Origin of the sequence: Bacillus siamensis KCTC 13613 (assembly GCF_000262045.1) — a bacterium.
Classification (GTDB): domain Bacteria; phylum Bacillota; class Bacilli; order Bacillales; family Bacillaceae; genus Bacillus; species Bacillus siamensis.
Map to the genome: position 1 here is coordinate 71,970 of NZ_AJVF01000015.1, position 22,770 is coordinate 94,739.

Annotated in this window: 28 protein-coding genes and 1 pseudogene; 11 read left to right on the plus strand and 18 right to left on the minus strand. The window is 44.8% G+C overall.

The genetic code is table 11. From position 1 onward, the window contains the following. Positions 1 to 269 precede the first annotated feature (269 nt). Together Y79_RS0104475 and cdaS are read right to left on the minus strand one after the other, a co-directional pair. The gene (locus Y79_RS0104475; protein ID WP_016936613.1) at positions 270 to 1,481 is read right to left on the minus strand and encodes a macrolide family glycosyltransferase; all 1,212 of its coding nucleotides are present in this window, start codon (positions 1,479 to 1,481) and stop codon (positions 270 to 272) included. 118 nt (positions 1,482 to 1,599) lie between these two features. Next, a complete protein-coding gene (gene cdaS / locus Y79_RS0104480) occupies positions 1,600 to 2,226 on the minus strand; it encodes a sporulation-specific diadenylate cyclase CdaS (RefSeq protein ID WP_016936614.1) in 627 nt (208 codons plus the stop codon). A gap of 277 nt (positions 2,227 to 2,503) precedes the next feature. On the opposite strand from cdaS, the gene Y79_RS0104490 reads away from it, so the two are divergent. Together Y79_RS0104490 and Y79_RS0104495 are read left to right on the plus strand one after the other, a co-directional pair. Continuing rightward, positions 2,504 to 3,865: an MATE family efflux transporter gene (locus tag Y79_RS0104490; protein WP_016936616.1), complete on the plus strand. Its 1,362-nt coding sequence runs from the start codon at positions 2,504 to 2,506 to the stop codon at positions 3,863 to 3,865. Positions 3,866 to 3,878: 13 nt separating this feature from the next. After that, complete coding sequence (locus tag Y79_RS0104495) at positions 3,879 to 4,715, plus strand: STAS domain-containing protein (RefSeq protein WP_016936617.1); 837 nt, start codon at positions 3,879 to 3,881, stop codon at positions 4,713 to 4,715. Positions 4,716 to 4,753: 38 nt separating this feature from the next. Here Y79_RS0104495 and bshB2 read toward each other — a convergent pair whose 3' ends face one another. The 4 genes from bshB2 to rarD form a co-directional block, all read right to left on the minus strand. Beyond that, positions 4,754 to 5,419 carry a bacillithiol biosynthesis deacetylase BshB2 gene (bshB2, locus tag Y79_RS0104500; protein ID WP_015417637.1) on the minus strand — a complete coding sequence of 222 codons (666 nt, stop codon included), beginning with the start codon at positions 5,417 to 5,419 and terminating at the stop codon, positions 4,754 to 4,756. A gap of 17 nt (positions 5,420 to 5,436) precedes the next feature. After that, entirely contained in the window at positions 5,437 to 5,787 is a 351-nt protein-coding gene (locus Y79_RS0104505) for a YojF family protein (RefSeq protein WP_016936618.1), read from the minus strand. Continuing rightward, positions 5,784 to 6,062, minus strand: a complete 279-nt coding sequence (locus Y79_RS0104510) for a hypothetical protein (protein ID WP_016936619.1) — start codon at positions 6,060 to 6,062, stop codon at positions 5,784 to 5,786. Before Y79_RS0104510 ends, Y79_RS0104505 begins: the two co-directional genes overlap by 4 nt. 67 nt (positions 6,063 to 6,129) lie before the next feature. Then, entirely contained in the window at positions 6,130 to 7,026 is an 897-nt protein-coding gene (gene rarD / locus Y79_RS0104515; protein WP_016936620.1) for an EamA family transporter RarD, read from the minus strand. 97 nt (positions 7,027 to 7,123) lie between these two features. On the opposite strand from rarD, the gene Y79_RS0104520 reads away from it, so the two are divergent. Beyond that, on the plus strand, positions 7,124 to 7,588 hold the full coding sequence (locus Y79_RS0104520; protein WP_016936621.1) for a hypothetical protein: 465 nt from the start codon (positions 7,124 to 7,126) through the stop codon (positions 7,586 to 7,588). A gap of 34 nt (positions 7,589 to 7,622) precedes the next feature. On the opposite strand, the gene Y79_RS0104525 is transcribed toward Y79_RS0104520, so the two are convergent. Next, complete coding sequence (locus tag Y79_RS0104525) at positions 7,623 to 7,859, minus strand: hypothetical protein (RefSeq protein WP_016936622.1); 237 nt, start codon at positions 7,857 to 7,859, stop codon at positions 7,623 to 7,625. Positions 7,860 to 7,961: 102 nt separating this feature from the next. Between Y79_RS0104525 and Y79_RS1000000121635 the strand changes: the two are divergent. After that, positions 7,962 to 8,297 (plus strand): annotated as a pseudogene (locus Y79_RS1000000121635) (hypothetical protein); the annotation flags it as partial. 38 nt (positions 8,298 to 8,335) lie between these two features. Here Y79_RS1000000121635 and yodB read toward each other — a convergent pair. Beyond that, complete coding sequence (gene yodB / locus Y79_RS0104535; protein WP_016936623.1) at positions 8,336 to 8,680, minus strand: transcriptional regulator YodB; 345 nt, start codon at positions 8,678 to 8,680, stop codon at positions 8,336 to 8,338. 129 nt (positions 8,681 to 8,809) lie between these two features. Between yodB and Y79_RS0104540 the strand changes: the two genes are divergently transcribed. Next, the gene (locus tag Y79_RS0104540; RefSeq protein ID WP_016936624.1) at positions 8,810 to 9,418 is read left to right on the plus strand and encodes a nitroreductase family protein; all 609 of its coding nucleotides are present in this window, start codon (positions 8,810 to 8,812) and stop codon (positions 9,416 to 9,418) included. 43 nt (positions 9,419 to 9,461) lie between these two features. On the opposite strand, the gene Y79_RS0104545 is transcribed toward Y79_RS0104540, so the two are convergent. Both Y79_RS0104545 and Y79_RS0104550 read right to left on the minus strand, forming a co-directional pair. Beyond that, a complete protein-coding gene (locus Y79_RS0104545) occupies positions 9,462 to 10,064 on the minus strand; it encodes an alpha/beta hydrolase (protein WP_029575225.1) in 603 nt (200 codons plus the stop codon). A 2-nt stretch (positions 10,065 to 10,066) separates the two neighbouring features. Next, a complete protein-coding gene (locus tag Y79_RS0104550; protein ID WP_016936626.1) occupies positions 10,067 to 10,990 on the minus strand; it encodes a ring-cleaving dioxygenase in 924 nt (307 codons plus the stop codon). Between the two features lie 185 nt (positions 10,991 to 11,175). On the opposite strand from Y79_RS0104550, the gene Y79_RS0104555 reads away from it, so the two are divergent. Both Y79_RS0104555 and Y79_RS0104560 read left to right on the plus strand, forming a co-directional pair. Beyond that, positions 11,176 to 11,376, plus strand: a complete 201-nt coding sequence (locus Y79_RS0104555) for a DUF3311 domain-containing protein (protein ID WP_016936627.1) — start codon at positions 11,176 to 11,178, stop codon at positions 11,374 to 11,376. Beyond that, positions 11,376 to 12,866 carry a sodium:solute symporter family protein gene (locus Y79_RS0104560; protein ID WP_016936628.1) on the plus strand — a complete coding sequence of 497 codons (1,491 nt, stop codon included), beginning with the start codon at positions 11,376 to 11,378 and terminating at the stop codon, positions 12,864 to 12,866. Before Y79_RS0104555 ends, Y79_RS0104560 begins: the two co-directional genes overlap by 1 nt. A 34-nt stretch (positions 12,867 to 12,900) precedes the next feature. Here the strand turns inward: Y79_RS0104560 and Y79_RS0104565 are convergent, their stop codons facing one another. After that, a complete protein-coding gene (locus Y79_RS0104565; RefSeq protein ID WP_029575226.1) occupies positions 12,901 to 14,379 on the minus strand; it encodes a glycoside hydrolase family 30 protein in 1,479 nt (492 codons plus the stop codon). Positions 14,380 to 14,479: 100 nt separating this feature from the next. After that, positions 14,480 to 15,922 (minus strand): 6-phospho-beta-glucosidase BglA, encoded by a 1,443-nt coding sequence (gene bglA, locus Y79_RS0104570; RefSeq protein ID WP_016936630.1) that lies wholly within the window; start codon positions 15,920 to 15,922, stop codon positions 14,480 to 14,482. Positions 15,923 to 16,163: 241 nt separating this feature from the next. Between bglA and Y79_RS0104575 the strand changes: the two genes are divergently transcribed. After that, entirely contained in the window at positions 16,164 to 16,889 is a 726-nt protein-coding gene (locus Y79_RS0104575) for a GntR family transcriptional regulator (RefSeq protein ID WP_016936631.1), read from the plus strand. Positions 16,890 to 16,943: 54 nt separating this feature from the next. On the opposite strand, the gene ctpA is transcribed toward Y79_RS0104575, so the two are convergent. Then, positions 16,944 to 18,350, minus strand: a complete 1,407-nt coding sequence (gene ctpA / locus Y79_RS0104580; protein ID WP_016936632.1) for a carboxy-terminal processing protease CtpA — start codon at positions 18,348 to 18,350, stop codon at positions 16,944 to 16,946. Positions 18,351 to 18,496: 146 nt separating this feature from the next. Here ctpA and Y79_RS0104585 point away from each other — a divergent pair, with 146 nt between their 5' ends. Both Y79_RS0104585 and Y79_RS0104590 read left to right on the plus strand, forming a co-directional pair. Next, a complete protein-coding gene (locus Y79_RS0104585; RefSeq protein ID WP_016936633.1) occupies positions 18,497 to 19,198 on the plus strand; it encodes a class I SAM-dependent methyltransferase in 702 nt (233 codons plus the stop codon). A 92-nt stretch (positions 19,199 to 19,290) separates the two neighbouring features. Next, complete coding sequence (locus Y79_RS0104590; protein ID WP_016936634.1) at positions 19,291 to 19,545, plus strand: hypothetical protein; 255 nt, start codon at positions 19,291 to 19,293, stop codon at positions 19,543 to 19,545. Between the two features lie 47 nt (positions 19,546 to 19,592). Here the strand turns inward: Y79_RS0104590 and Y79_RS0104595 are convergent, their stop codons facing one another. Continuing rightward, positions 19,593 to 20,411 carry a M15 family metallopeptidase gene (locus Y79_RS0104595; RefSeq protein ID WP_016936635.1) on the minus strand — a complete coding sequence of 273 codons (819 nt, stop codon included), beginning with the start codon at positions 20,409 to 20,411 and terminating at the stop codon, positions 19,593 to 19,595. 83 nt (positions 20,412 to 20,494) lie between these two features. Then, positions 20,495 to 21,193 (minus strand): purine-nucleoside phosphorylase, encoded by a 699-nt coding sequence (gene deoD, locus Y79_RS0104600; protein ID WP_016936636.1) that lies wholly within the window; start codon positions 21,191 to 21,193, stop codon positions 20,495 to 20,497. A gap of 136 nt (positions 21,194 to 21,329) precedes the next feature. Here deoD and Y79_RS1000000121170 point away from each other — a divergent pair, with 136 nt between their 5' ends. After that, positions 21,330 to 21,455, plus strand: coding sequence for a hypothetical protein (locus Y79_RS1000000121170; protein WP_003153701.1), 126 nt, complete (start codon positions 21,330 to 21,332; stop codon positions 21,453 to 21,455). Between the two features lie 40 nt (positions 21,456 to 21,495). Here the strand turns inward: Y79_RS1000000121170 and Y79_RS0104610 are convergent, their stop codons facing one another. From Y79_RS0104610 to Y79_RS1000000120635, 3 genes are all read right to left on the minus strand, one after another. Next, entirely contained in the window at positions 21,496 to 21,816 is a 321-nt protein-coding gene (locus tag Y79_RS0104610; protein ID WP_003153700.1) for a YodL domain-containing protein, read from the minus strand. A 59-nt stretch (positions 21,817 to 21,875) separates the two neighbouring features. Continuing rightward, a complete protein-coding gene (locus Y79_RS0104615; protein WP_016936637.1) occupies positions 21,876 to 22,487 on the minus strand; it encodes a phosphatase PAP2 family protein in 612 nt (203 codons plus the stop codon). 74 nt (positions 22,488 to 22,561) lie between these two features. After that, positions 22,562 to 22,735 (minus strand): YozD family protein, encoded by a 174-nt coding sequence (locus Y79_RS1000000120635; RefSeq protein ID WP_013352563.1) that lies wholly within the window; start codon positions 22,733 to 22,735, stop codon positions 22,562 to 22,564. Positions 22,736 to 22,770 lie beyond the last annotated feature (35 nt).

Here is a 22,770-nt window from a genome sequence, read left to right on the forward strand (position 1 = left end):
AAACGCCGCCTGTTATACAGGATTCATGCAGAAGTCGACATCATTTCCGTTTCATTTACACCTTAAATCATCACTAATGCCACACATTTTACATAAATAGAGACCATTTCACAAAAGACTTTGGAATCATTTTCATAACATGGCTTATTTCCGCGACATTCCACCTTTCTTGTCTGTTTTTCATACAATTCTCTTTACGGCAGGAAAAATCCTCCCGAAAAGCAAGCAAAAAAAGCCCGCTTCCTTTAAAGGAAGCAGGTAATGAGCGATTACAGCACCCGGGTCACGGCAGTTTTCACGTCTTCTAATATCAATTCCGCTGCACGCTGTGCTCCGCCGGCCGCTTTCAGGGATTCTCCGATTTCATCAGCTTTTTTCTGGTATTCAGGATTTTCACTCAATTCTTTTATTGCTTCAGTAAGCAATTCCACTGTCACATTTTCTTTTTTAAACATCTTGCCCGCTCCCGTGTTTTCCACTTGGCTTCCGACGGCGAACTGATCTGCGCCCATCGGAATGACGATCATCGGGGTTTTGTAATAAAGCCCTTCGCTCGTACTGTTCATTCCGCCGTGCGTGATAAATAAGTCCGCTCTCTTTAAAATCTCAAGCTGCGGAACATAAGGCTTTACAATGACATTCTCCGGAATTTCATCCAGTTCAGCCGGGTCAAGATGTTTGCCGATTGACATGACGGCTTTCCCGTTAAAGCTTCTGGCTGCTTTTAAGCATTTATTAAACAATTCCTTCTGGTTGTTAAAAATCGTTCCCATTGAAATAAACAGGACGTTTTCCCCTTCAAGCTGTTCAAACGGGAAATCATGGGACGCCTCCCTGTCGGTTATGGACGGACCGACAAAGAGATAAGAATCTCCGAACTCTTCTTCTTTCGGCTGAAATGCTCTTGAAGTAAACACAATGGTTTTTCTGCCGTCATTTGAGAAAATATCATACGGCGTATTAATGTCTGTGCTGAATTCTTCGTTGAGCTGGCTGACCGCTTCGGTATAAGCCGGATAATGGGATGATTCCTCTGATACGAGGTTTATATTTGAGAAGACTTCTTTAATAAATGCTTCATTCATCGCAAATGTCGTACAAAGTGAATATGCCGGCAGTTTCAGCATGTTTCTCACAAGCCTGCCTGCCAGAAAATGATGATCGTATATGATGTAGTCATAGGATTCATCTTTTACATCCTCAAGAATGCGGAGTGCGGCTTTTTTGGAAGTCTCAATCATTAATAGTAAAAACTCTGTAGCGTCCCGCTGTTCATCACCCGTTGCGTTTTTTCCGAATTCATCTTTTCGGAAATCCTCATATTCACGGAATTCCGCTCCGCTTGACACGATTTTATTCTCATATTCCTTCACGCCGTAATATACGACATGTTCCCCTTTTGCCTTCAATTCTTTTACGACGCCTAAAGACGGATTGATATGGCCTTCTCCCGGAAAGCCGATCATCAATACATGTGCCATCTTCCCACTCCCTATTCTTTTAAATTTTATGTATATTTAAACGATAACATCAATACAGAAAAAGGTAAAGATGTTCACCTTATTAATATTAAATGGGTACAATATTCCCATTTTCTTATTATTTCGTATGAAGCGCCCGCGGCGAAACAAGCGGATACAGCCCGCCGTCTTTAGCAAAGGACATTTTCCCCGTTTCTTCTGAAACAACGAGCACGAGCGCATCAGTCACGGCCGAAAGACCCATCGCGGCCCTGTGGCGTGTCCCGTATTTGACGCCGACATTTTTTGTTGTGAGCGGAAGCACATTGGCCGCCGATATAACCCGGTTTTCTCTGACCAATACGGCCCCGTCGTGAAGCGGATTACCGGGGTAAAAAATACTCTCAATTAAAGCTGAACTGATTTCAGCATGCAGACTTGTCCCTTTTTGTATCATTCCGTCCAGCGGATCTGCCCGTTCAATCACAATCAGCGCTCCGTGCTTCTCTTCTGCCAGGTGCTGCACGGCTCTCGCCAGCTCTGTATAAGAAGGCGTGAAATGTTCAATATATGTCTGCAGGTAAAATGACGAAGCGACAGCCTGCATTTCCTGAAACGTATGTCCAAGTTCATCTAGTTCGCAAAGCAGGCATTGATCTTTTTCATCCAATGTCCGCAGTATCATTGCGGCATCCTCCGTAATTTGTTTCAGATACGTTTGGACGGCAGCGGTAAACGCACTTTCCGTCATTTGAGTGTGGCGCATGTCACATCAGCTCCTTTTCCTTATTTTCTGCATCGCGCGCATGGATATGCGCCTCAATGCGCACGATAATCAAGAAAGGAGGCGGGATTTGTATGGAACTCACAAGGCTGCTGCAGTATATCTGCACCTTTTTAGGTGTCATTTCACTTTCATTCATTTATGCCAAAATGTTTAAAAAGCCGAAACCGGATAAAAAAGAGTAGGCCGGGTTTCATTGCTTTTTATACATAAAATGTTATAATTTCTCTCGTTAAAATAAAGAAACGGGGAACCTAACTTGAGAGAAACGAACACGATCGGCCAAAAGGTCAGACAGCTGTTACATATCTTCATTCCGATTTTGATAACACAGGTCGGTCTTTCTTTGATTACCTTTTTGGACACGGTGATGTCAGGGAAAGTGAGCGCCGCGGATTTAGCCGGCGTTGCAATCGGTTCAAGCCTGTGGACACCGGTTTATACGGGACTGGCAGGAATTTTGATGGCCGTTACGCCCGTTGTGTCGCAGCTGTTAGGAGCAGGCAGACAAAAGGAAGCGCCGTTTTCCGTCATTCAGGCCGTTTACGTAGCGGCCATTCTCAGTGCGGCGGTCATCCTTATCGGCTTTTTCACTGTTGATGTGATTTTGGGACATTTGGGCCTGGAACCTCGTGTCCGGACGATCGCCAAACACTTTTTAGGGTTTTTATCCCTTGGCATTTTCCCTTTGTTTGTGTACGCCGTTTTGCGCTCGTTTATCGATGCACTGGGCAAAACGAGAGTCACTATGCTTATTACGCTCTGCTCACTGCCCATCAATTTTGTCTTGAATTATGTGTTTATTTTCGGGAAATTCAACATGCCGGCATTGGGAGGAGTCGGTGCGGGGCTTGCTTCCGCCCTGACTTACTGGTGTATTTGCGTTATCAGCTTTTTTATCGTCTCAAGATTTGAGCCGTTTGCCGGGTACTCTGTATTTCGGAAACTGTACCGGTTTTCTCCGTCTGAATGCAGAAAGCTTTTGAAAATCGGTTTGCCTATCGGTTTTGCCGTATTTTTTGAAACGAGCATTTTTGCGGCTGTCACACTGCTTATGAGCCATTTCCAGACGGTGACGATTGCAGCCCACCAAGCGGCAATGAATTTTGCTTCCCTCTTGTATATGCTGCCGCTCAGCGTATCCATGGCGCTGACCATATTAGTCGGCTTTGAAGCAGGGGCAAAGCGCTACAGGGATGCCCGGTCATACAGCTATATCGGCATTGTGATGGCCCTTTGTTTTGCTTTATGCACGGCTGCTTTCATTTTGCTGTTCAGACCGCAAATCGCCGGAATGTATACATCAGAACCGGACGTGCTTATGTTGACGCAGCACTTTTTAATCTATGCTTTGTTTTTCCAGCTTTCTGATGCCGTGGCAGCTCCGATACAAGGCGCTCTGAGAGGATATAAGGATGTCAATTATACACTCGGTGCGGCTTTTGTTTCGTATTGGATCATCGGGCTTCCTCTCGGTTACGCAGTCGGCACTTATACGAGCCTCGGGGCATACGGCTACTGGATCGGTTTAATTGCGGGACTCGCCGCAGGTGCTGTCGGATTATTCTTCAGACTGCTCAAGCTGCAAAAGCGTGATGTGAAAAAAATGATGATTTCATAGAGGAGGAACAGAATTGCCAACACATAAACTGCTGTACGATTATTTAACCGAACGGGCGGAGGAAATCAGTCAGACATGGTTTGATACCCTTCATGATACGGATCCTGATTCTGTTTATGCTTCTTCTGACCCGGCGGTAATCACGAATCTGAAAAAACAAAATCTGACGTTTAATTATCAAATCAATCGGATTTTTTCTGAGAAGAAGGAAGTTTATACAGCGGCATTGGAGAAGTGGGCGTTCGAAGCCGCACAGGATAAAGAACATTTAAAAACTCCTATCCATTACATCATTCGCGAGTTTATCAGAGTTCGTGATTTGTATGTCGGCCATGTAAAGCAGTTTACCAAACTGCATTCAGACACCGTCACAGAAGAAGATGCTGAAGATATATTCCATACGCTGATTAAATCATTTGATGTGGTCATTCATATTTTCATAGAAGAGATGTATAAAAACACACACATTCAGCTTGAAGCGCAAAAGGAGTTGATCACCGAGCTGAGTTCGCCTGTCATAGTGCTTTTTGACAATGTCGGACTGCTGCCGCTGATCGGGGATATTGACACGGCAAGAGCCAAAATGATCTTAGAAAATACGCTGCACCAATGTTCAGAGAAACGGATCACGCAGCTGTACATTGATTTATCAGGCGTGGCCATGATTGATACGATGGTTGCCCAACAGCTTTTCACTTTAATTGAATCACTCGGAATGCTCGGCGTGAAAGCGACATTATCCGGAATCCGGCCTGAAATCGCCCAAACCGCGGTGCAGCTCGGCCTGAGTTTTTCAAATTTATCAATACGGTCTTCGCTTGCAGAAGCGATCGCTTCCGATCTGACATAAAAAAAGGATAAGGCTGAAACGCCTTATCCCTTTTTTTATCAGTCTTTCCACGGATATGTCCAATACACTTCTTCTTCAAACCAGGTTTGGAGAACCGGCTCGTTATTTTTTATTTTTTCTTCCAGCTCTCTCAGCATACCTTCTGTTTGAGTGCGATGCGCTTTTAAGGCATTCATTTTAATATCGGCGACCTCTTTAATATCAAGAATGACATCAGGCTTGCCGACGGCTTCCTCCCTGTTGCGGGTGATGGCCATGCAAAGCGTGCGCGGGCGGTCCTCTTTTTTCTTTCTGTAAAGCGCTCTGATGACCGCTTCGCCGCATGCATCATGATCCGGATGGACACCGTGTCCCGGATAGAATGTGACAATCAGACTCGGTTTTACATCGTCGATAATCTCTTCCATCATATCCGCAAGCCACTCGTCATCTTCAAATTCAAGTGTTTTATCACGAAGCCCGAGCATTCTCAGGTCAGTGATGTCCATTGCTTTACATGCGTCTATCAGCTCTTGCTTTCTTAACAGCGGCAATGTTTCACGGTTTGCGAAAAAGGGATCCCCCATGTTTCTGCCCATTTCTCCAAGCGTTGCGCATGCATACGTAACGGGAATATCTTTTTGTCTGTGTAAAGCAATCAGCCCTGCCACTCCGTATGATTCATCATCAGGGTGAGGCAGGATGACGAGTACGTGTTCTTTCATGATTTTCACCCTTTTCTTTAAACTGTAAACGGCTTTTCGCTGATTTGAAGCGAAATCGCCAATTTTCCGCCCGGCAGATGCCCTGCCATTAACAGACGGTCTTCGTCATCTACTGTATATTCAGTCAGGCCTTCTGCATAAATCCAGCCCTCTTCAGTTTTCAAACCGACGCGGTACGGGCCGTTCCCTTTGATTTTCGCCTGATGGTACGTCACTTTTGCATTGCGTATATAGGCTACAACCGTCATGTTTTTCTCATTCAGATGCGCTGAATAAGAACCGGTCGTTGTTTCCAAATGGATATATACAGGACGATCGGCAAATCGTTCTAAAGAAGTTTGCACATCTTCTTTTATGATCGCTTTCATAGCTGCTCCCCTCTTTCTTCTTTTAAAAATTGCAATCGCTTCGTATGTAGTTCAACCAATTCATATTTCTCAATCGGCTGCAGCCGGGAATCTACAATTCGCTGCACCGCCAGAGCAAATTTTTCCTCGGGCGTCTTTCGGAGCCTCGGATGTGTTCTTTGATCAAGCAGTTCCAGATCAATTGCCTTCTCCGCTTCTTTAAGGGTTGAAGCCGGGAGTGTGCGATTGTTCCACAGCGCCTGATAGGCTTTTACGATGTGTTTATCAGTGCCCATTGTACAGCTCCTTTACATACTCGTAATGATTATACATAATTTAAGCTATCACTGGAAAGCGAAAGGCTTAGCGGCTTTTTAAAGGCCGTTTCCATTTTATCTGTGAAAAGGTAAACAAGAGCAATGCTGCCCATATACAAATGAAGGTAAACGCTTTTTGCCCGGAAAACGGCTCATGATATACAAATACGCCGAGCATAAGGGTAATGGTGGGCGATATATATTGCAAAATGCCGACTTGATACAGCGGCAGTCGCTTTGCCCCTTCTGCAAACAGTAACAGCGGCAGGGCTGTAAATACGCCTGCGAAAAAAAGGAGCGCCCATGTTTCTGCACCCAAGGACCCGGAAGTGCTCCCGTCAGCCGCATAACCTAAATAAATAAGAGCAGCCGGAGTAATCAGAAGCGTTTCCAAAGTCAGTCCGATTGTGCTGGACATGCGGGTTCTTTTTTTGCAGAGGCCGTACAGGCCGAAACTGAACGCGAGCAGCAACGCGATATAAGGAACTGCGCCATACTGAAACGCCGATATGATCACGGCCGCTCCGGCAATCGAAACAGCTGCTGTTTGCAGTCTGTTCAGCTTTTCTTTAAAAAATAGGATGCCCAAAAGAACGGAAACGAGCGGATTAATATAGTAACCGAGACTTGCTTCAAGCAAAAAGCCGTGGTTAACTGCCCATATGTACACAAACCAATTAATGGATATTAAAACAGAAGCGAAAAAAAGCGCCAGCAGGCCCCCTTCAGATTTTAAAAGACACAGTTCACGCCATCCGGTTTTCCACTTTTTAAGCACAGTTAAAAGCACACACATGAAAACAAACGACCATATAATTCTGTGAGCTAAAATGTCCAATGCGGGTATATGTTCAAGCAGCTTCCAATAGACCGGAAACAGCCCCCACATGGCAAATGAACAAGCGGTATAAATGATCCCTTTTCTTGCGGTATTCCCTTGCACGGCCTTCCCCTTCCTTTCTGTAAACAGATTATATTATATCACGGGAAGGTTACGGCGGGCATATACTATGTTGTCCGTTAAGAAAGGGTGAGATGCCGTGTTTGATTGGAACAGATATTTTCCCTTCCAAAATCAGTTCTCTAAAGAAACGTTTAAAAATGCAGATCCGAAAGATGTGGAGACATATGTCAACCGAGTAATGGAAAGTGTATTCGGCGCCGGTTATGCCGGGCAGTTCCCTTTTCGCGACCCGATGTCCCAAAAGGCCGAGCCGGTCGAAGCAGAACCGCCCAAGCCGGAAATTGACCTGTTTGAAACATCCGATCATGTTTTTGCGAAAATTCCCGCTGAGCAGGATGAACTCGACCGGATCAGGATTAAGCATACGTCACACAGCCTCGTGGTAGAGAACAGCAGTCTGGCGGAAGGAAAAAAAGAAATTGTTCTTCCGAGCCTCGTCAAACGGAAAGGAACAAAGGCAGTCTATAAAGACGGGATGATTGAAGTCATGTTTTCAAAACTGGAAGACTACAATTTATCGGAAGTGGAGATTTTAAGATAAAAAAACGGCCCGCGTGATGCAGGCCGTTTTTTCTTTAATAAAATGGCGGGTAACCGCCGACTCCCGGCCCGAAACCGCCATATGGGCCTCCGTATCCGTAACCGGTGAAACCGTACGGATACCGGGGTCTCGTAAAACCTGTGGCAATCACGCCTCCTAGAAGACCGCCTAAAAATCCGCCGAATAAAGGAGCGCCGAACAAAAAAGGACTTCTCACCGGAAATCCGGCAGGTCCGAAATTCCCGCGATACAATGCATGACGAGGGTACATGTTTTTCCTCCTTTATGTCTGCTTATTCTTAAAGGTATTCATAAAGTGCGGAAATTGATTGGGCGATAGTAAAAGTGATGGATGTTGGTTAGTGAGTTGTAATGCGGATTTAAAGGATTAGAGAAAAATCCTGTTTGCAATGGCGTATATCATAAAACATTTGATATTTGCTCCTGCTGCGGGTTTGAGTTCGGCTACAGTGAAGACCATGATGTAAGATTAGGGTTTATTGTAACGCCTGATCATTTACTTGAAGCGGCATTTCAATTGTACCGGAAACAGTGGATTGAAAGAGGGATGAAACGATTTTCTCCAGATGATGTTCCGGCGGAATGTAAAAATAGTCATTCCCTTACATTCGATGCTTTATTGAGGCAATTAAAAGGCTTAAATCTCGATCTGAGCAATTTTGACATCAATGATTTTGACAAATATTGACTATTTCATTAAGAAAAGGCTGCCTTAGGCAGCCTTTGTTATTCATGACATGATTCGTCTTTGACAGGTCCCCCGGGCTCGCAAAAACTGTCTGCCCATTTTTGCATTTCCTGAAAAACGGCTTGCAGGGCCATGCCTTTATCAGTCAGCTTATAAATGACTTTGACAGGCGTTTCAGGCAGCACCTGGCGCTCGACGATTTCATTTTGTTCCAGCTCTTTGAGCCGCTCCGCGAGCATTTTTTGGCTGATCGTCGGTATGGTTTCGGTCATATCTTTAAAACGTTTCGGCCCGTCTATCAGTACATGGATAATGAGGCCGTTCCAGCGCTTTCCCAAAAGAGAAAAAGCGGATTCCATTTTAGGACACATTGTATATCCCATGTGAGTTCATCCCTTCATCTATGAATTGACAAGTTTTCTGTAATCCATTAAAATTAGTTCTCAAGTTACATTTAGTAAGCTTCTAACTTTTCTATTATAATAACACGTTTATCCGAAGGAGGAAACAAGATGACATCCGTATTAGACGTTTTGAAAGAACGCGCATCCGTTAAAGAATACGATAAAGATGCGGTGATTACAAAAGAGGAATTAACAGAACTTCTGGACATTACAACGCAAGCCCCTTCCGCCTGGAATCTTCAGCATTGGCATTTCCAAGTATTCCACAGTGATGAGGCAAAAGCTGCCCTGCTTCCGGTTGCCTTTAATCAAAAACAGATTATTGACTCTTCAGCTGTCATTGCCGTATTAGGCGACTTAAAAGCAAACGAAAATGGTGAAGACGTTTATGCTGAACTGGCTGAGCAAGGCAATATTACAGAAGAAATCAAACAGACGCTGTTAAGCCAGATTAACGGTGCATACCAAAATGAACAGTTTGCCCGTGATTCAGCATTTTTAAACGCTTCTTTAGCGGCGATGCAGCTGATGATTGCTGCTAAAGCTAAAGGCTATGACACTTGCGCGATCGGCGGATTCAATAAAGAGCAATTCGTGAAGGAATTCGACGTGAGCGAACGTTTCGTTCCCGTCATGCTGATTTCAATCGGTAAAGCCGTTAAGCCTGCGCACAAAAGCAACCGGATCCCTGTATCACAAGTGTCAACTTGGCTGTAAGATGAAAAAAACCCTTAGTCCGCATAAACGGACTAAGGGTTTTTTATAGGAATCGCTCACTGTACCAGGTTCGTGCCTGCTCGGCTTCCTGCTGTGTGAGCTGATGGCCGCCCTCCTGCCAAACAAGAGAAACGGATGCACCAGCAGCAGTCAGATATTGATAAAGCTCCTCCGATTCTTCTTTTGTACAAAGCGGATCCCGCTTCCCTGCACCGATAAAAACAGGCAGCCCTGCCATATCAGGGAGCTTCACTCCGCGAATCGGCACCATCGGATGATGAAGAACCGCCCCTTTCAGTACATCTTTATAATGAAACAAAAGACTTGCCGCAATGTTGGCGCCGTTTGAATAGCCGGCAGCAATCACGTTTTCTCTGCTGAATCCGTACATTTGCGCCGCTTCATCAATAAAATTCTTTAATTCTTCCGTGCGTTCAATTAAATCTTTTTCGTCAAATACGCCTTCTTTCAGCCGCTTAAAAAAACGGGGCATGCCGTTTTCAAGCACCGATCCTCTGACGCCGAGCAAGCTTGCTTTCGGATCTATAAAACGTCCGAGCGACAGAAGATCGTGTTCATTTCCCCCCGTTCCGTGCAAAAGCAGCAGAACATTTTCTGACGTTCCCTGTTCAAATACATGTTTCATCATCATTCTCCTTTCTCCATTTTGGGAAGAATAGCGGTAATTTGACCGCGGTGCTCTTCCAGCCATTCCGGAAGTTTCAGCTCTGTACCGAGATTTTCAAAGGATTCATCCGTCATAAATCCCGGTTCGTCGGTTGCCATTTCAAATAAAATGCCGCCGCTTTCTCTGAAATAGATTGATGTAAAGTAAGATCTGTCAAGAATGTCAGATGAAGCAAGATGAGAATCAGCAAGAATATTCTTCCATTCCGCCTGCTCTTTTTTAGTGGTGCGGAAAGCGACATGATGAACTGTCCCGTAACCGCCGACACCTGCTTCTTTCGGTGCAAGGTCAACATCAATGATATGTCCGATCCGTGCCTCCGATTGCAGTCTGACAATCTGATTTTCTTCCCCTGTCTTTGAATAGCCGAAGCGTTCCATTAGAAATTGAATGGTCGCTTCAGGACGGTACGAGTACAGAAGAACACCCCTCATGCCTGTAATCGCTTCTTTTTCAGTAATGCCCGAAGCAGCCCATTCACTCTGTCCGCTTCTTTCATCTTCCATTATGGCAAGCGGCAGGTCTTCTGTATCATCAAAGAGAAGCACTTGTTCAGAAAGCATAGTCTGCTCTTTTACAGGTATGCCGTTTTCTTCAAGCCGGCGCTGCCAAAACGCGAGTGCTCCTTTCGGCACAGAGAAATAAATTCTTCCGGCCTGCCCTTTTCCCACGGTGCCCGGGCGGCTGCCCTGGAAAGGGAAAAATGTAATAATCGTGCCGGGTTCTCCATTTTGGTTGCCGAAATAAAAATGATATGTGGCCGGGTCATCAAAATTAACGGTTTTTTTAACGAGCCGCAAGCCCAATATTTCAGTATAAAACCGCAGATTTTCAGCAGGATCTTTCGCAAATGCGGTAACATGGTGCAATCCTTGAGTATTCATTGTATTCACTCCTAAATATCTTGACTTCGAGATATTAATTATTCTAATTTACTATGAATGAAGTTGCAACTAAAGTGTTTCGGTTAAAAAAGTAATAGAATTCTTTTTTTTCTGAAAAATATCTTGTGATCTTATCTGACAACTGCTATGATAAGGAGCATTATCAGGTTTCAGGAGGAAAGTAAATGGTCAGAAAAGCACTAATTTTCATTCTTATTTTAATCCCTTTCAGCCAGCTGGCTCTTTTGTCAGTCGCTAATCGGGTTCATCCGATCATCATCGGGCTGCCGTTTTTTCATTTCTGGCTGCTTTTATGGATCGCAGTCACTCCATTATGTTCGTTTCTTATTTATAGACTGCAGAAGAAACAAGGAGGACTGGACTGATGCCCGCAAATATAACAGCATTGATCATTACAGCCGTCATCGTTTTAACCGTTGTCTGCATCGGCTTTATAGCCGGGAGAGACAAATCATCACGCACTTCTGTTGAAGAATGGTCTGTCGGGGGCAGACGGTTCGGCGGGCTGCTCGTCTGGTTTTTAGTCGGCGCGGACCTCTATACGGCTTATACGTTTTTAGGCTTGACAAGCACCGCCTACACAGGGGGAAGCGTAGCTTTTTTTGCAATTCCGTATTCTGTTTTGGCGTATTTTATTGCTTATTTCTTTCTGCCGAAGCTGTGGAAAGTGGCAAAAATCCATAAATTAACGACGCTTGCCGATTACGCCCGTGAGCGCTTTGACAGTAAGCTTTTGGCCAGTCTTGTCGCCATTGTCGGCGTTCTTATGCTCATTCCTTATATCTGTCTCCAGCTGAGCGGCATTCAGGATACGCTTCAAGTGGCCGGAACAGGTGTCATTAATGTTAATATGGTCGTTATCATCTCCTTTATTCTTGTAGCGCTGTATACCTTTTTCAGCGGAATTAAAGGACCGACGTTTACGGCAATTATTAAAGACATTCTGGTATGGGTGATTATGCTGTTTATGGTCGTGTCGCTCCCGCTGATCCATTTTCACGGGTGGACACCGATGATTCACACCTTGGCGGAAAAAGCGCCGCAAATGCTGACGATCCCAGACTCGGGGCCGAAAGGAATTCCTTGGTTTATCACCGCTTCCATCGTATCTGCCTTGGCGCTCTTTATGTGGGCGCATGCGGCAACTGGTGTATTCACGGCAAAAAGCGCGGATGCCGTCCGCAAAAACAGCATGTTTCTTCCGCTTTATAATATTGTTTTAATTCTTGTTATTTTTCTCGGCTTTATCGCATTTCTTGTCCTGCCGGAAGATACTAATCCGCGGCTCGCTTTATTGAAGCTGATTCAAACGTCATACGGCGGGGTCGCCCAAGGCTTTGCTTATTCCACGATCGCTCTTGCGTCTTTGATTCCCTGCTCTATTATGGCGATCGGAGCATCAAACTTATTTGCGAATAACTTATATCGGGATTTGATTCACCCGAATGTGTCACCAAACAAGCTGACGATGATCACCCGTTCAATGGTATTTGTCGTCATCGGGCTCGCGCTTTTATTCGGCATGCTGTTCCCGACTGCGCTCGTTACGCTTCAGCTTCTCGGCGTTTCCGGCATGGTGCAGATCTTTCCGGCGATCGCCGTCAGTCTGTTTTGGAAGAATCAAACGAAAGAAGCGACAATTATCGGCCTTCTCGTCGGTCTTATCGTGACATTCACGGTAAATATTACCCAATCCGCCCACGGTATATATGAAGGCTTTTGGGGTTTGACCGCTAACATGGCAGCCGTTATTATCCTTAACCCGTTTTTTGTAAAAAAAGCGGCTTTAAACGCCGTCAAAGACGGCTTATTCAAAAAAGCGCCCTCTGATAAACTGAATCAAAAAGGCGCTTAACAAAAAAAGCCGGCACATCAATGTGCCGGCTTTTTTACTTTTTGTGCTGCCATTTGTAGGTGGCGACGGTTTTTGCCGGGATGACGGCTTCAAACTGCCGATTCCCTGAAACAACGTGGAATTTTTGGTCGGCGGATGTCTGGTTGATTACGACTGTTACAATAGATTGATCAGGATTAAGGAACGAGACATTCGTGACGCTATTTTTGGAGCCGTAATTACTTTCTATCCGTTTGGCTCCGCGCTCGACAAATTTTGAAAAATTGCCTGTCATATGATAGATCGGGATATTCCAATAGCGGTCAGGGTTTTTAGCATCCTGAATAAACAGCGTCGGGTCCGGGGTGCCTATCCAATGGTGCGTCTTGATTTGACTGTCGAGCATCGTCACCCACGCATTGTAGCTGGACGCGCCATTGCGGAAATACTGCGCGATCCGGTCCGCCCCTGCCGTCCCCCAGACGGACCGCTCCGTTAAGTGAATGGATTTATCGGGGTACCTTCTTCCGATTTCCGACATAACGGAAAGGTCTCCGTCATAATCATGGAAAGCAATGCCGTCTGCCGCCTGATTTCCTTTTTTATCATCTAAAATCGGCGGAATATAGTTCCACGCCCCGCTTGCATTGTGATCATAAATCCAAATTTTCGTGTCAATTACGTGTTTTTTCAATTCTTTTTTCACGGCTATCGCCAGTTTTCGCTGCTGAGACGGCGGCATGTACATGCTCGGATAGTCGATTTCCAGCAAAGGTTCATTTTGAAGGGTCATCGCATAAATCGGGATTCCCTGCTTTTCGTATGCTTCAATAAATTTGCGGAAATAAACGGCCAGCTCACCGATATATTGATTTTTCAGCTTTCCCCTTTTGAGGTTTTCATTCGTTTTCATCCATGCCGGCGGGCTCCACGGTGAGGCAATGATTTTCAGCTTCGGATTGATCGCCAGCGCTTCTTTGATTGTTGATGTAATGTGTAAATCAATATCCTTTTGAATCGAGAAATTTTTGAGTTGTGGATCTTTTTGGCCCTCAGGCATATCGTCATATGTGTAAAATTCCTGTGCCGTAAAATCTGATGTCCCTATCGTTATGCGCATGACGTCCATGCCGATGCCTTCATTGGGATCAACCAGTTTTTTTAACACTTCTTTTCTTTTTCCGGGAGACATTTTCGATAAATTATGGATGGTCGATTCTTCCAAAGATGATCCTATGCCTAACACACTTTGATAACGGTGCGATGGATCAATATACACGGCAGCGGAGTCAGAAGGCTTCTTTTTTGTCAATGTCAGGGGTGTTTGTTCGTCTAAGGCATAATTCACTTCTAGCGGCCCGTCATACCACGTACGGGAAGCCGGATCTTTTTCCGAGCTGTACCACACCCTGACTTTATTTTTGTCCGGAGCATTCCGATCAGCCGCATGTGCTTCGGTTTCCAAGCTGCTTGAAAATAGAAAGGAAAGCAAAAGAAAAGCAACCGTAATGGACAGACTTTTTTTAAGAAACATTATCATCATTCCCTTCCTGGTTTATGAATGCGCTTTCAAATATACTGATAAACAGAAGGCTTCACACAGTTTGTAAAGCCTTCTCTTTTAACATACACCTTTAGGATACAAATGAGCCGTTTGTTTCAATCACTTTTTTATACCATTCAAATGAGTCTTTCTTGAATCGCTTCATTGACCCATTGCCTTCATTATCCCGATCAACATAAATCATACCGTAGCGTTTTTTCATTTCACCGGTTGTAAATGATACGATATCGATAATTCCCCATGGCGTATACCCCATTACATCCACACCATCATATGTGACCGCTTTTTCCAAAGCTTTTATATGTGACGCTAAATATTCAATTCTCGCTGCGTCATGGATTGAACCGTCCTCTTCTAACGTGTCAATAGCGCCGAATCCGTTTTCCACGATAAATAACGGTATCTGGTAGCGGTCGTATAAGCGGTTTAATGTGTACCGTAAACCGGTCGGATCAATCGCCCATCCCCAATCACTCGCTTTAATATAGGGATTTTCCACACCGTTTGGCAATCCTCCGTTTACGACATCTCCGGTATTATCGTTTATCACGTCACTTTTTACGGTAGTGGACATGTAATAACTGAATCCGAGATAGTCCACCCTGCCGTTTTTCAAAATCTCTTCATCACCGTCTTCAAAGCGGATCCGGTAGCCCTCTCTTTCAAACTCTTTTAACGCATAACTCGGATAATATCCGCGAACCTGCACATCCGGGAAGAAAAAGCGCTGCCTCATCGTTTCCTCAGCCAGCATCACATCTTCCGGATTGGATGAGTAAGGATAAATCGGGACATGTGATACCATCGCTCCGATCCTGAAATCAGGGTTGATCTCCTTTCCCTTTGAAACAGCCAATGCACTTGCCAGCAATTCGTGGTGGCCGGCCTGGTACATGACTTCTTTTGCGTTTTCGTTTTCTTTGACGGCGACACCTGAGTTCGTCCATAAAAAGATCGGATTATTCACATCCATCTTGTTGTTGATTTCGTTAAACGTCATCCAATACTTCACTTTATGTTTATAGCGTTCAAAACACACTTCAGCGAACTTTACAAAAAAGCCGATTGTTTTTCTGCTTCTGAAACCCCCGTATTCCCTCGCCAAATGCAGCGGCATCTCAAAATGCGACAACGTAATCACCGGTTCAATCCCATACTTCAGCAATTCATCAAACACCCGGTCGTAAAAAGCCAATCCTTCCTCGTTAGGCTCCGTTTCATCACCTTTAGGAAAAATTCTGCTCCAGCCGATAGAGGTTCTTAAACATTTCAGTCCCAGCTCGCTGAATAATGCGATGTCCTCTTTATAACGATGATAAAAATCGATGGCTTCATGATTCGGGTAAAATTCCCGCTCTTCAATTGTATCTGTTATTTTCCGGGGCACACCATGCGCGCCCGCCGTCATAACGTCCACTACACTCGGCCCTTTACCGCCTTTGTTCCAGCCCCCTTCAAATTGATGGGCGGCTAGAGCGCCTCCCCATAAAAAGTCTTTTGGCAATGTTCCCATCGTTCATGTCCTCCTTTTTTGACCGCCGCTTGTTACGCCGAATAGATCCGCTTTGCAAGATTGGAAGAATGCTTTGCATTTACATGAAAAGTCAGTTTTCTCATTATACATTAACATTATAATTGTACCGGTACAATTTATCAATGCATAAACAATCATATTTATTTCACAAAATGGCTTTTCAAAACGATTATGCTATAATTCTGAAAGAAGCGGGACAATAAATGAATGAGGAATGTATATGTTAAAATACCAGCAAATCGCGATGGATATTGAAAAATACATAGAAGAGCATCAGCTTCAGCAAGGGGATAAACTTCCTGTGCTGCAAACCTTAATGACCCAGTTTAACGTGAGCAAAAGCACGATCACAAAGTCCTTGGATCTATTAGAAAAAAAGGGAATTGTGTTTCAAGTCAGAGGAAGCGGCATTTTTGTCAGGCGGAATAAAAGAAAAGGGTATATCAGCCTGCTTTCTAATCAGGGATTTAAAGAATCGCTTGAAGATTTTAATGTCACCTCCAAATTATTGGCGCTGGAAGTGAGAAAGCCCACACCTGAGGCTGCGCAAAATCTGAATATGCCGTCTGACGGCGAGGTGTATTATGTCAAACGTATCCGGTATATTGACGGGAAGACATTATGTATCGAGGAGTCATTTTATAACAAATCGATTATTCCGTATTTGAATAAAGAGATCGTATCAGAATCAATATTTGATTATATTAGGGAAGGTCTCGGATTGAAGCGCGGTTTTTCGGATCTATATTTGTATGCGGGGATGTTAAATGAAGAAGAAGCGGAGTACTTAGGACTGTTTACAGGAGCGCCCAAGCTTTGCGTTGAAACGATTTTTCATTTAACCAACGGCCAGCCGTTCGACTTTTCAAAAGTCACCTATCACTATGAACAATCGCAGTTTTTCATTCAGGCGAACAGCTACCTTTTTGAACAGGAAACGACGTAAGCAGGATTGCAAACAGAAAACACCCAATGCGTGACAGACGCACTGGGTGTTTTTTTACTTCTTCATGTTCTGATTTAATGTTTCAACGGCTTTTTTCATTTGTGTATCGTTGTCTGCAAGCTGTTTTTGCAGATCTGTCATCAATTTTGCCGTTGTGTCTCCTGTTAAAATGCCTGTTTCTTTCAGTTTCTCTTTTGCCTGAAATTGTTTGACGGCTTGTTCAAATGCTTTGTCATATGTGCCGTTTACATTCACGCTGTATCCCAGCGCTTTCAGCATTTTTTGCGCATTGGTGACGTCCGTTCCGGAATCCCCGTATTTGTACGTTTTTTTCGCATCTAAAAACGGCAGGTTCGCATAATCAGGCAGCTTAACCTGATATTGCGGTTTGATGCCTTTTTTATGAATCCACTCTCCGTCCGCTGTCAGCCATTTTGCGATTGTCAGTTTAACGGTTGAACCGTCGCTGTAATCTTTTGCCGTCTGAACGGTCCCTTTTCCGAACGTTTTCTCTCCGATCAGCGGAATCCCCGATGATTCATGCAGCGCAGCTGACATGATTTCCGCGGCGCTCGCGGTGCCGTCATTGACGAGGACGACTGTCGGTTTTGTCACTTTGCGCTCTTTCGTTGCTTTCATGACCTCTTTCGTGCCGTCTTTGTATTCGACCTGCATAATATTTTTCCCTTTATCGATAAACATGTTGCTCATTTTGATGGCTTCATCCATCAGGCCGCCCGGGTTGCCTCTTAAATCCAGAATGTATCCTTTCGCTCCTTGTTTTTCGAGTTTGTCAATGGCTGAATTCAGCTCTTTTGCCGTCGATTCGGAGAAAGATGTGATTTGGATTTCGCCGATGTCTCCTTTTTTCATTTCAGAGTACACCGTTTCAACCGGAATGGTGTCACGTTTGATCGACAGGTTCAGATCGCCGACACCCGCTCTGTGCAGCACAAGCTTGACGCTTGTCCCTTTTTTTCCGCGGATTAACGCGACGGCTTCGTTTACATTCAGGCCTTTGACGCTTTTGCCGTCAACCTTCAAGATCTGATCATTCGGTTTAATCCCCGCTTTTTCCGCAGGAGATCCTTTGATCGGCGATACGATCAGAATGCTGCCGTCCTTTTCTTCCACTTGTGCGCCGATACCTTCAAACGAAGCGGAAATTGTTTCTTCAAACGACTTTCCTTCCTGAGGGTCCATATAAGAAGAATACGGATCATCCAGGGAACTGATCATGCCTTTTATCGCTCCGTCTACTAATTTGCTGTCATCTGTTTTTTGATAGTAATCACTTTTAATCTGCTCATAGGCTTTATTGAATTTCTCAAATTTGCTGTTCGTCAAAGCAGCCGAGCCTTGTCCGAAAATGGTCGTATTGCCCGTAATAAACAGCGTAAGCGCCGAGGCTGCGACCGCAGTGATCAATATGATAAAAAACAGTTTAAATTGCCGCTTCAAGAAAACACCACCTTTTTATTCTTACATTATTATCATAGACGAACGCTCATTCGTCAACTTCAAACGTGAGGCGCCCTTCTTTCCCGTTTACCCAAACCTATGCTTTTCTCCCAACATATGCTGAGGAAGAAAGGAGGATTCGGACTTTGAGCAAATATTTAGAAATGCTGTCCTTATTCGGAGTCGGAGGGGCTCACCCCGGCGGACTCGCTTTTTCTAAAGCTGTTCTCGCAAAAGCGGCTCCTCCTCCTGGCGAGCCGATCCTTGACGCCGGCTGCGGAACGGGACAGACGGCCGCTTATCTCAGCCACCTGCTGTATCCCGTCACCTGTGTTGATAAGGATCCCCTTATGCTTGAAAAGGCAGCAAAGCGATTTGCCGCTGAAGGCTTAACCATTCAAAGCTATTTGGCGGAGCTTGAGCGGCTTCCGTTTACTGAAAATCAGTTTTCTGCCGTTCTCTCTGAATCAGTTCTCACCTTTTCAAAGCTTGATTCATCGCTGTCTGAAATACTGCGGGTCCTTAAACCAGGGGGCATGCTGATCGGCATTGAGGCAGCTTTGAAAAAACCCCTGCCGGAAAACGCTGTCACGCAGTTAAAAGACTTCTACGGTTTTACCGTATTGCAGGATGAAGCGGCATGGAAGCAGATACTGCTTCAGCAAGGCTTTCAAAAAGCGGATTTCATTCCCGCTTTCTATGAAAACAATGCGCAGGAACCGACTACAGAAATGGATTTATCGCCCGTTATCCAGCCGGTTCACTACGATACGCTGACGGCTCATTACGATCTTATGCAGAAGTACGGTGAATATATGGGACACTGCGCTTTTGTCGCTTACAAGTAAAACGGCGATTGTCCTCCTGTTTTCGTCCAACCTTTTTTACGCACTCTATCATAAGCTGACATAGAAAGATAGGTTGGATAGGAGGAGAAAAGATGCAAAACTATTATCATCTTTGCCGGCAGCACCATGGAAAAGTAGCAAGAATTACAGAACGAAACGGCAGAGTCCACGTCGGAAGAATCGTACGGGTGACAAAAAGTAAAGTGTATATCGCCCCTGTCGGCGGCCGTCACAGAGGGTACGGATTCGGTTATTGGGGAGGAGGCTGGGGAGGCTGGGGAGCAGCCTACGGTATCGGCCTTGGTTTAATTACCGGATTTGCGCTTGGAGGTTTGCTCTTCTGGTAATAAAGAAAGCCCGCTACATTTATTTTTTAAAAGCGGGCTTTTTCTTATTATACTTTCTTTACTTCATTAAAATATTCTTCAAGAGTTAACTGATGGTCATGGATGGCTTTTGCCGCTTTTTTGCCTACATAACGCAAATGCCATGGTTCATACTCATACTTTGTTACATTTTCTTTGCCTTTAGGATAGCGGATGATAAAGCCGTATTCATACGCATGGTCTTTCACCCATTTGCCGTCAGCCGTGTTTCCGAACGCTTCATTCAGCTCATATCCGTTGCTTTTGCTGGAAATATCCATGGCAAGCCCCGTCTGGTGTTCGCTTTGCCCGGGGTATGCGACGGCTTCTTTCGCTTTCTTTTCACCTTTCAGACTGACTTCATTATCGAAAATCACTTTTTGTCTGTCATAAGAGCGGTATCCTGAAACCGCAACCAGGTCATAGCCTTCTTTTTTCCCCGCGTTGAACAATTCCGCCAAAGCATTGGCGGCAGGTTTGCGGATATATCGTTTCTCAATTTTCTCAGTGAAAGAAAATTCAACTTTCGGGATGACGAGATCCTTCGGTTTATAATCTCCCGGCAGCGTGTAAGTCTTATTCACGAGCGCAAGTGTATTTGTCGGGTTTTGAATGGTTTCAAGCCCGTTCACTTCTTTAATGTCATTAAAATATTTGCTCTCCAATACAAAATCGCTGTCTTCTGTCTTCGTTGTTTTTTTGCTTGATGTGTCATCTGATTGTTTTGTTTGAGCCGTTGTTTTTGTGTCCTTATGGCTGTCGCCGCCTGAAATGCTGCAGCCGGTGCCCACGATTGCGGTTACGCTGAGAGCAGCAGCAAGCGAGAACCATTTAGTGGATTTCTTCATTTTACCCTTACCTTTCTTTTTTCGAATCAGAGCGGTGCATAAAGAAGAGGGCTGCTTTTATCAGCATGACCCTCATCTCAAGTTTACGATACAGTATGCAGCGCCAGTTTTATCATATCATGAAAAGTCGTTTGACGCTCTTCTGCGGTTGTCTCTTCTCCCGTTAACACGTGATCGCTTACAGTCAGGATAGACAGCGCTTTTTTGCCGTATTTTGCGGCAAGCGTATATAAAGCAGTCGTTTCCATTTCTACGCCGAGGACGCCGTATCTCGCAAGCTTTTCAATTTGCGAGTCTTCATTGTAAAACTGATCGGCGGTGAATACGCTTCCGACGGCTACAGAAAGGTTATTTTTTTGCGCTTCCTGGTACGCTTTATGAAGAAGGTCGAAATCTGCGCAAGGCGCATAATCCACACTTCCGAAAGCGACTCGGTTCATCTGTGAATCGGTTGAAGACGTCATAGCCAAAATCACGTCGCGCACCTTCACGTCATTACGGATGGCTCCGCATGAACCGACTCTGATCAGGTTTTGAACATCATAGCTTTGAATCAGTTCATTCACATATATAGAGATAGACGGAACACCCATGCCGGTGCCTTGCACTGATATTTTTTTACCGTTATATGTACCCGTAAATCCGTACATTCCTCTGACTTCATTATAGCATTCCACATTTTCAAGGTAAGTTTCCGCAATAAATTTCGCTCTCAGCGGATCTCCCGGCAAAAGCACTGTATCCGCAATCTGACCTTTTTCTGCGTTTATATGTACACTCATTTCCATTTCCTCCTGCCTATTCAAACTCCCACCCATTGTACACTGAATAACGGTAAGAGACAATCATCAGCATTGATCAGAGCGATCTTGGGCAGAATATGCGGGATGACAGCCTAAGGAAAAGGAGTGAGCATAAATGGGCAAAAAACAGCGCAACCGGGTGACCGGCCAGAAAAAGAACAATCACGTACCCGTTTCAGACGTGATTGCGGCTGATGAAGCGCATGGAAAAGAGCATTCCGCCGCTAAACGGAAGCCTTAAAACAAAACGGAAGCCGGCTGAAAATTCAGCCGGCCCCGCCTTACCTCGGCTGGACGAGCAAACGGTTGATTTTGCTCCATCCCGCAGGGTTAAGCCTGTAGTAGGTCTTTCCTTTTCTTCCTTCGTCTATGAGTATGACATCTCCGGTCGCTATGAATCTGGCTTGATAGTCATTTGGAACCGTATCAGGCACATTAAAAACAGAAAATGCCCTTTCCAGTGCGTCTTGATGATTGTCAGCGGCCAGCTCTGTCCGATAGACGACCCTGTATCCCTTTTTCTCGCCGTAGCGGGGTGTTTGAAAAATCGTCACATCATAGGCACAAGTCTTTTTTTTAAACACGGGCAGCGATAACAGCATCAAGATCCCTCCCTCTTATTTCTTAATAGTATTAGCGTTTTTTCTTATTTTTCCTGTCTCTATTTTTGTCGAAACGGGTGATACTTTTCGTCAAAGAGCGCAAATAGAGAGACGAGGCAAAGTCCGAGACTGAATCCGGCAAGAACATCCGTCGGAAAATGCGCGCCTAAATAAATTCTGCTGAGCCCGATCAGGATGACGAGAACTCCGGTAAAGACGGAGACGGCCCGCTTTCTTTTCGTGAAGAAAGGAACGTGCTTGATTAAAAAGTAAGCGATGACGGGATACATCACTGCCGAATTCATGGAGTGGCCGCTCGGAAAGCTGTATGAGGTTTCATGGACGAGCGGCTCAAATGCAGGTCTGGCTCTTTCGATCAATTCTTTTATTTTTATGTTTATTATTCGTTCAATGAGGAAGAGAAGCGGCAAAAACACAACATCAGGCGTTTTTTTGTACATATACAGGGCCGCTCCCGTCAAAAGAAGAAGCGGTAAAAGCACCGCAGTCGTGCCGAGCTCTGTTATCCATAACATCAATTCATTCAGCCAGGCAGCCCTGATCCTGACCGCCGCTTCTATCACCCTCTCGTCAAAAACCCGGACAGCATCGATCCGGATGGCTGCTGCGAGCAGAATAAACAATGCGAAAAGACCTGCTGGCTTGTACAACGTTTTCCCCCCATTTTTCATTCTCCCGAGCCGATTGAAAAAACCGAAGCTTTTTTCACTTCGGTTCCGCAGTTTCAGTCTTCATCAAGCTCTTCGTCTATCATACATTTTTCTAATAAATAATCAAAGGTGATGTCGGCTATTTCAAAGATCTCCTCTTCACTCGGTATGTACCCGCGCATAGCAAGCTGACTGTAAAAAAAATCGGCTATCTCTTCTGTGTCAATCACAAGATCTATTTCTTTCATGCAAACACCGCCTCCTTTTTTATGTTTTATGAAAA

What these genes read in the sequence shown, in the direction of transcription:
- Y79_RS0104475 (WP_016936613.1), bottom strand. Translation starts at nt 1,481, where the DNA reads ATGGCACATGTATTGATGATCGGCTTTCCGGGAGAAGGCCATATCAAT.
- cdaS (WP_016936614.1), bottom strand. Translation starts at nt 2,226, where the DNA reads ATGCGCCACACTCAAATGACGGAAAGTGCGTTTACCGCTGCCGTCCAA.
- bshB2 (WP_015417637.1), bottom strand. Translation starts at nt 5,419, where the DNA reads ATGAAAGAACACGTACTCGTCATCCTGCCTCACCCTGATGATGAATCA.
- Y79_RS0104505 (WP_016936618.1), bottom strand. Translation starts at nt 5,787, where the DNA reads ATGAAAGCGATCATAAAAGAAGATGTGCAAACTTCTTTAGAACGATTT.
- Y79_RS0104510 (WP_016936619.1), bottom strand. Translation starts at nt 6,062, where the DNA reads ATGGGCACTGATAAACACATCGTAAAAGCCTATCAGGCGCTGTGGAAC.
- Y79_RS0104525 (WP_016936622.1), bottom strand. Translation starts at nt 7,859, where the DNA reads ATGTACCCTCGTCATGCATTGTATCGCGGGAATTTCGGACCTGCCGGA.
- yodB (WP_016936623.1), bottom strand. Translation starts at nt 8,680, where the DNA reads ATGGGATATACAATGTGTCCTAAAATGGAATCCGCTTTTTCTCTTTTG.
- Y79_RS0104540 (WP_016936624.1), top strand. Translation starts at nt 8,810, where the DNA reads ATGACATCCGTATTAGACGTTTTGAAAGAACGCGCATCCGTTAAAGAA.
- Y79_RS0104545 (WP_029575225.1), bottom strand. Translation starts at nt 10,064, where the DNA reads ATGAAACATGTATTTGAACAGGGAACGTCAGAAAATGTTCTGCTGCTT.
- Y79_RS0104550 (WP_016936626.1), bottom strand. Translation starts at nt 10,990, where the DNA reads ATGAATACTCAAGGATTGCACCATGTTACCGCATTTGCGAAAGATCCT.
- Y79_RS0104555 (WP_016936627.1), top strand. Translation starts at nt 11,176, where the DNA reads ATGGTCAGAAAAGCACTAATTTTCATTCTTATTTTAATCCCTTTCAGC.
- Y79_RS0104560 (WP_016936628.1), top strand. Translation starts at nt 11,376, where the DNA reads ATGCCCGCAAATATAACAGCATTGATCATTACAGCCGTCATCGTTTTA.
- Y79_RS0104565 (WP_029575226.1), bottom strand. Translation starts at nt 14,379, where the DNA reads ATGTTTCTTAAAAAAAGTCTGTCCATTACGGTTGCTTTTCTTTTGCTT.
- bglA (WP_016936630.1), bottom strand. Translation starts at nt 15,922, where the DNA reads ATGGGAACATTGCCAAAAGACTTTTTATGGGGAGGCGCTCTAGCCGCC.
- Y79_RS0104575 (WP_016936631.1), top strand. Translation starts at nt 16,164, where the DNA reads ATGTTAAAATACCAGCAAATCGCGATGGATATTGAAAAATACATAGAA.
- Y79_RS0104590 (WP_016936634.1), top strand. Translation starts at nt 19,291, where the DNA reads ATGCAAAACTATTATCATCTTTGCCGGCAGCACCATGGAAAAGTAGCA.
- Y79_RS0104595 (WP_016936635.1), bottom strand. Translation starts at nt 20,411, where the DNA reads ATGAAGAAATCCACTAAATGGTTCTCGCTTGCTGCTGCTCTCAGCGTA.
- deoD (WP_016936636.1), bottom strand. Translation starts at nt 21,193, where the DNA reads ATGAGTGTACATATAAACGCAGAAAAAGGTCAGATTGCGGATACAGTG.
- Y79_RS1000000121170 (WP_003153701.1), top strand. Translation starts at nt 21,330, where the DNA reads ATGGGCAAAAAACAGCGCAACCGGGTGACCGGCCAGAAAAAGAACAAT.
- Y79_RS0104610 (WP_003153700.1), bottom strand. Translation starts at nt 21,816, where the DNA reads ATGCTGTTATCGCTGCCCGTGTTTAAAAAAAAGACTTGTGCCTATGAT.
- Y79_RS1000000120635 (WP_013352563.1), bottom strand. Translation starts at nt 22,735, where the DNA reads ATGAAAGAAATAGATCTTGTGATTGACACAGAAGAGATAGCCGATTTT.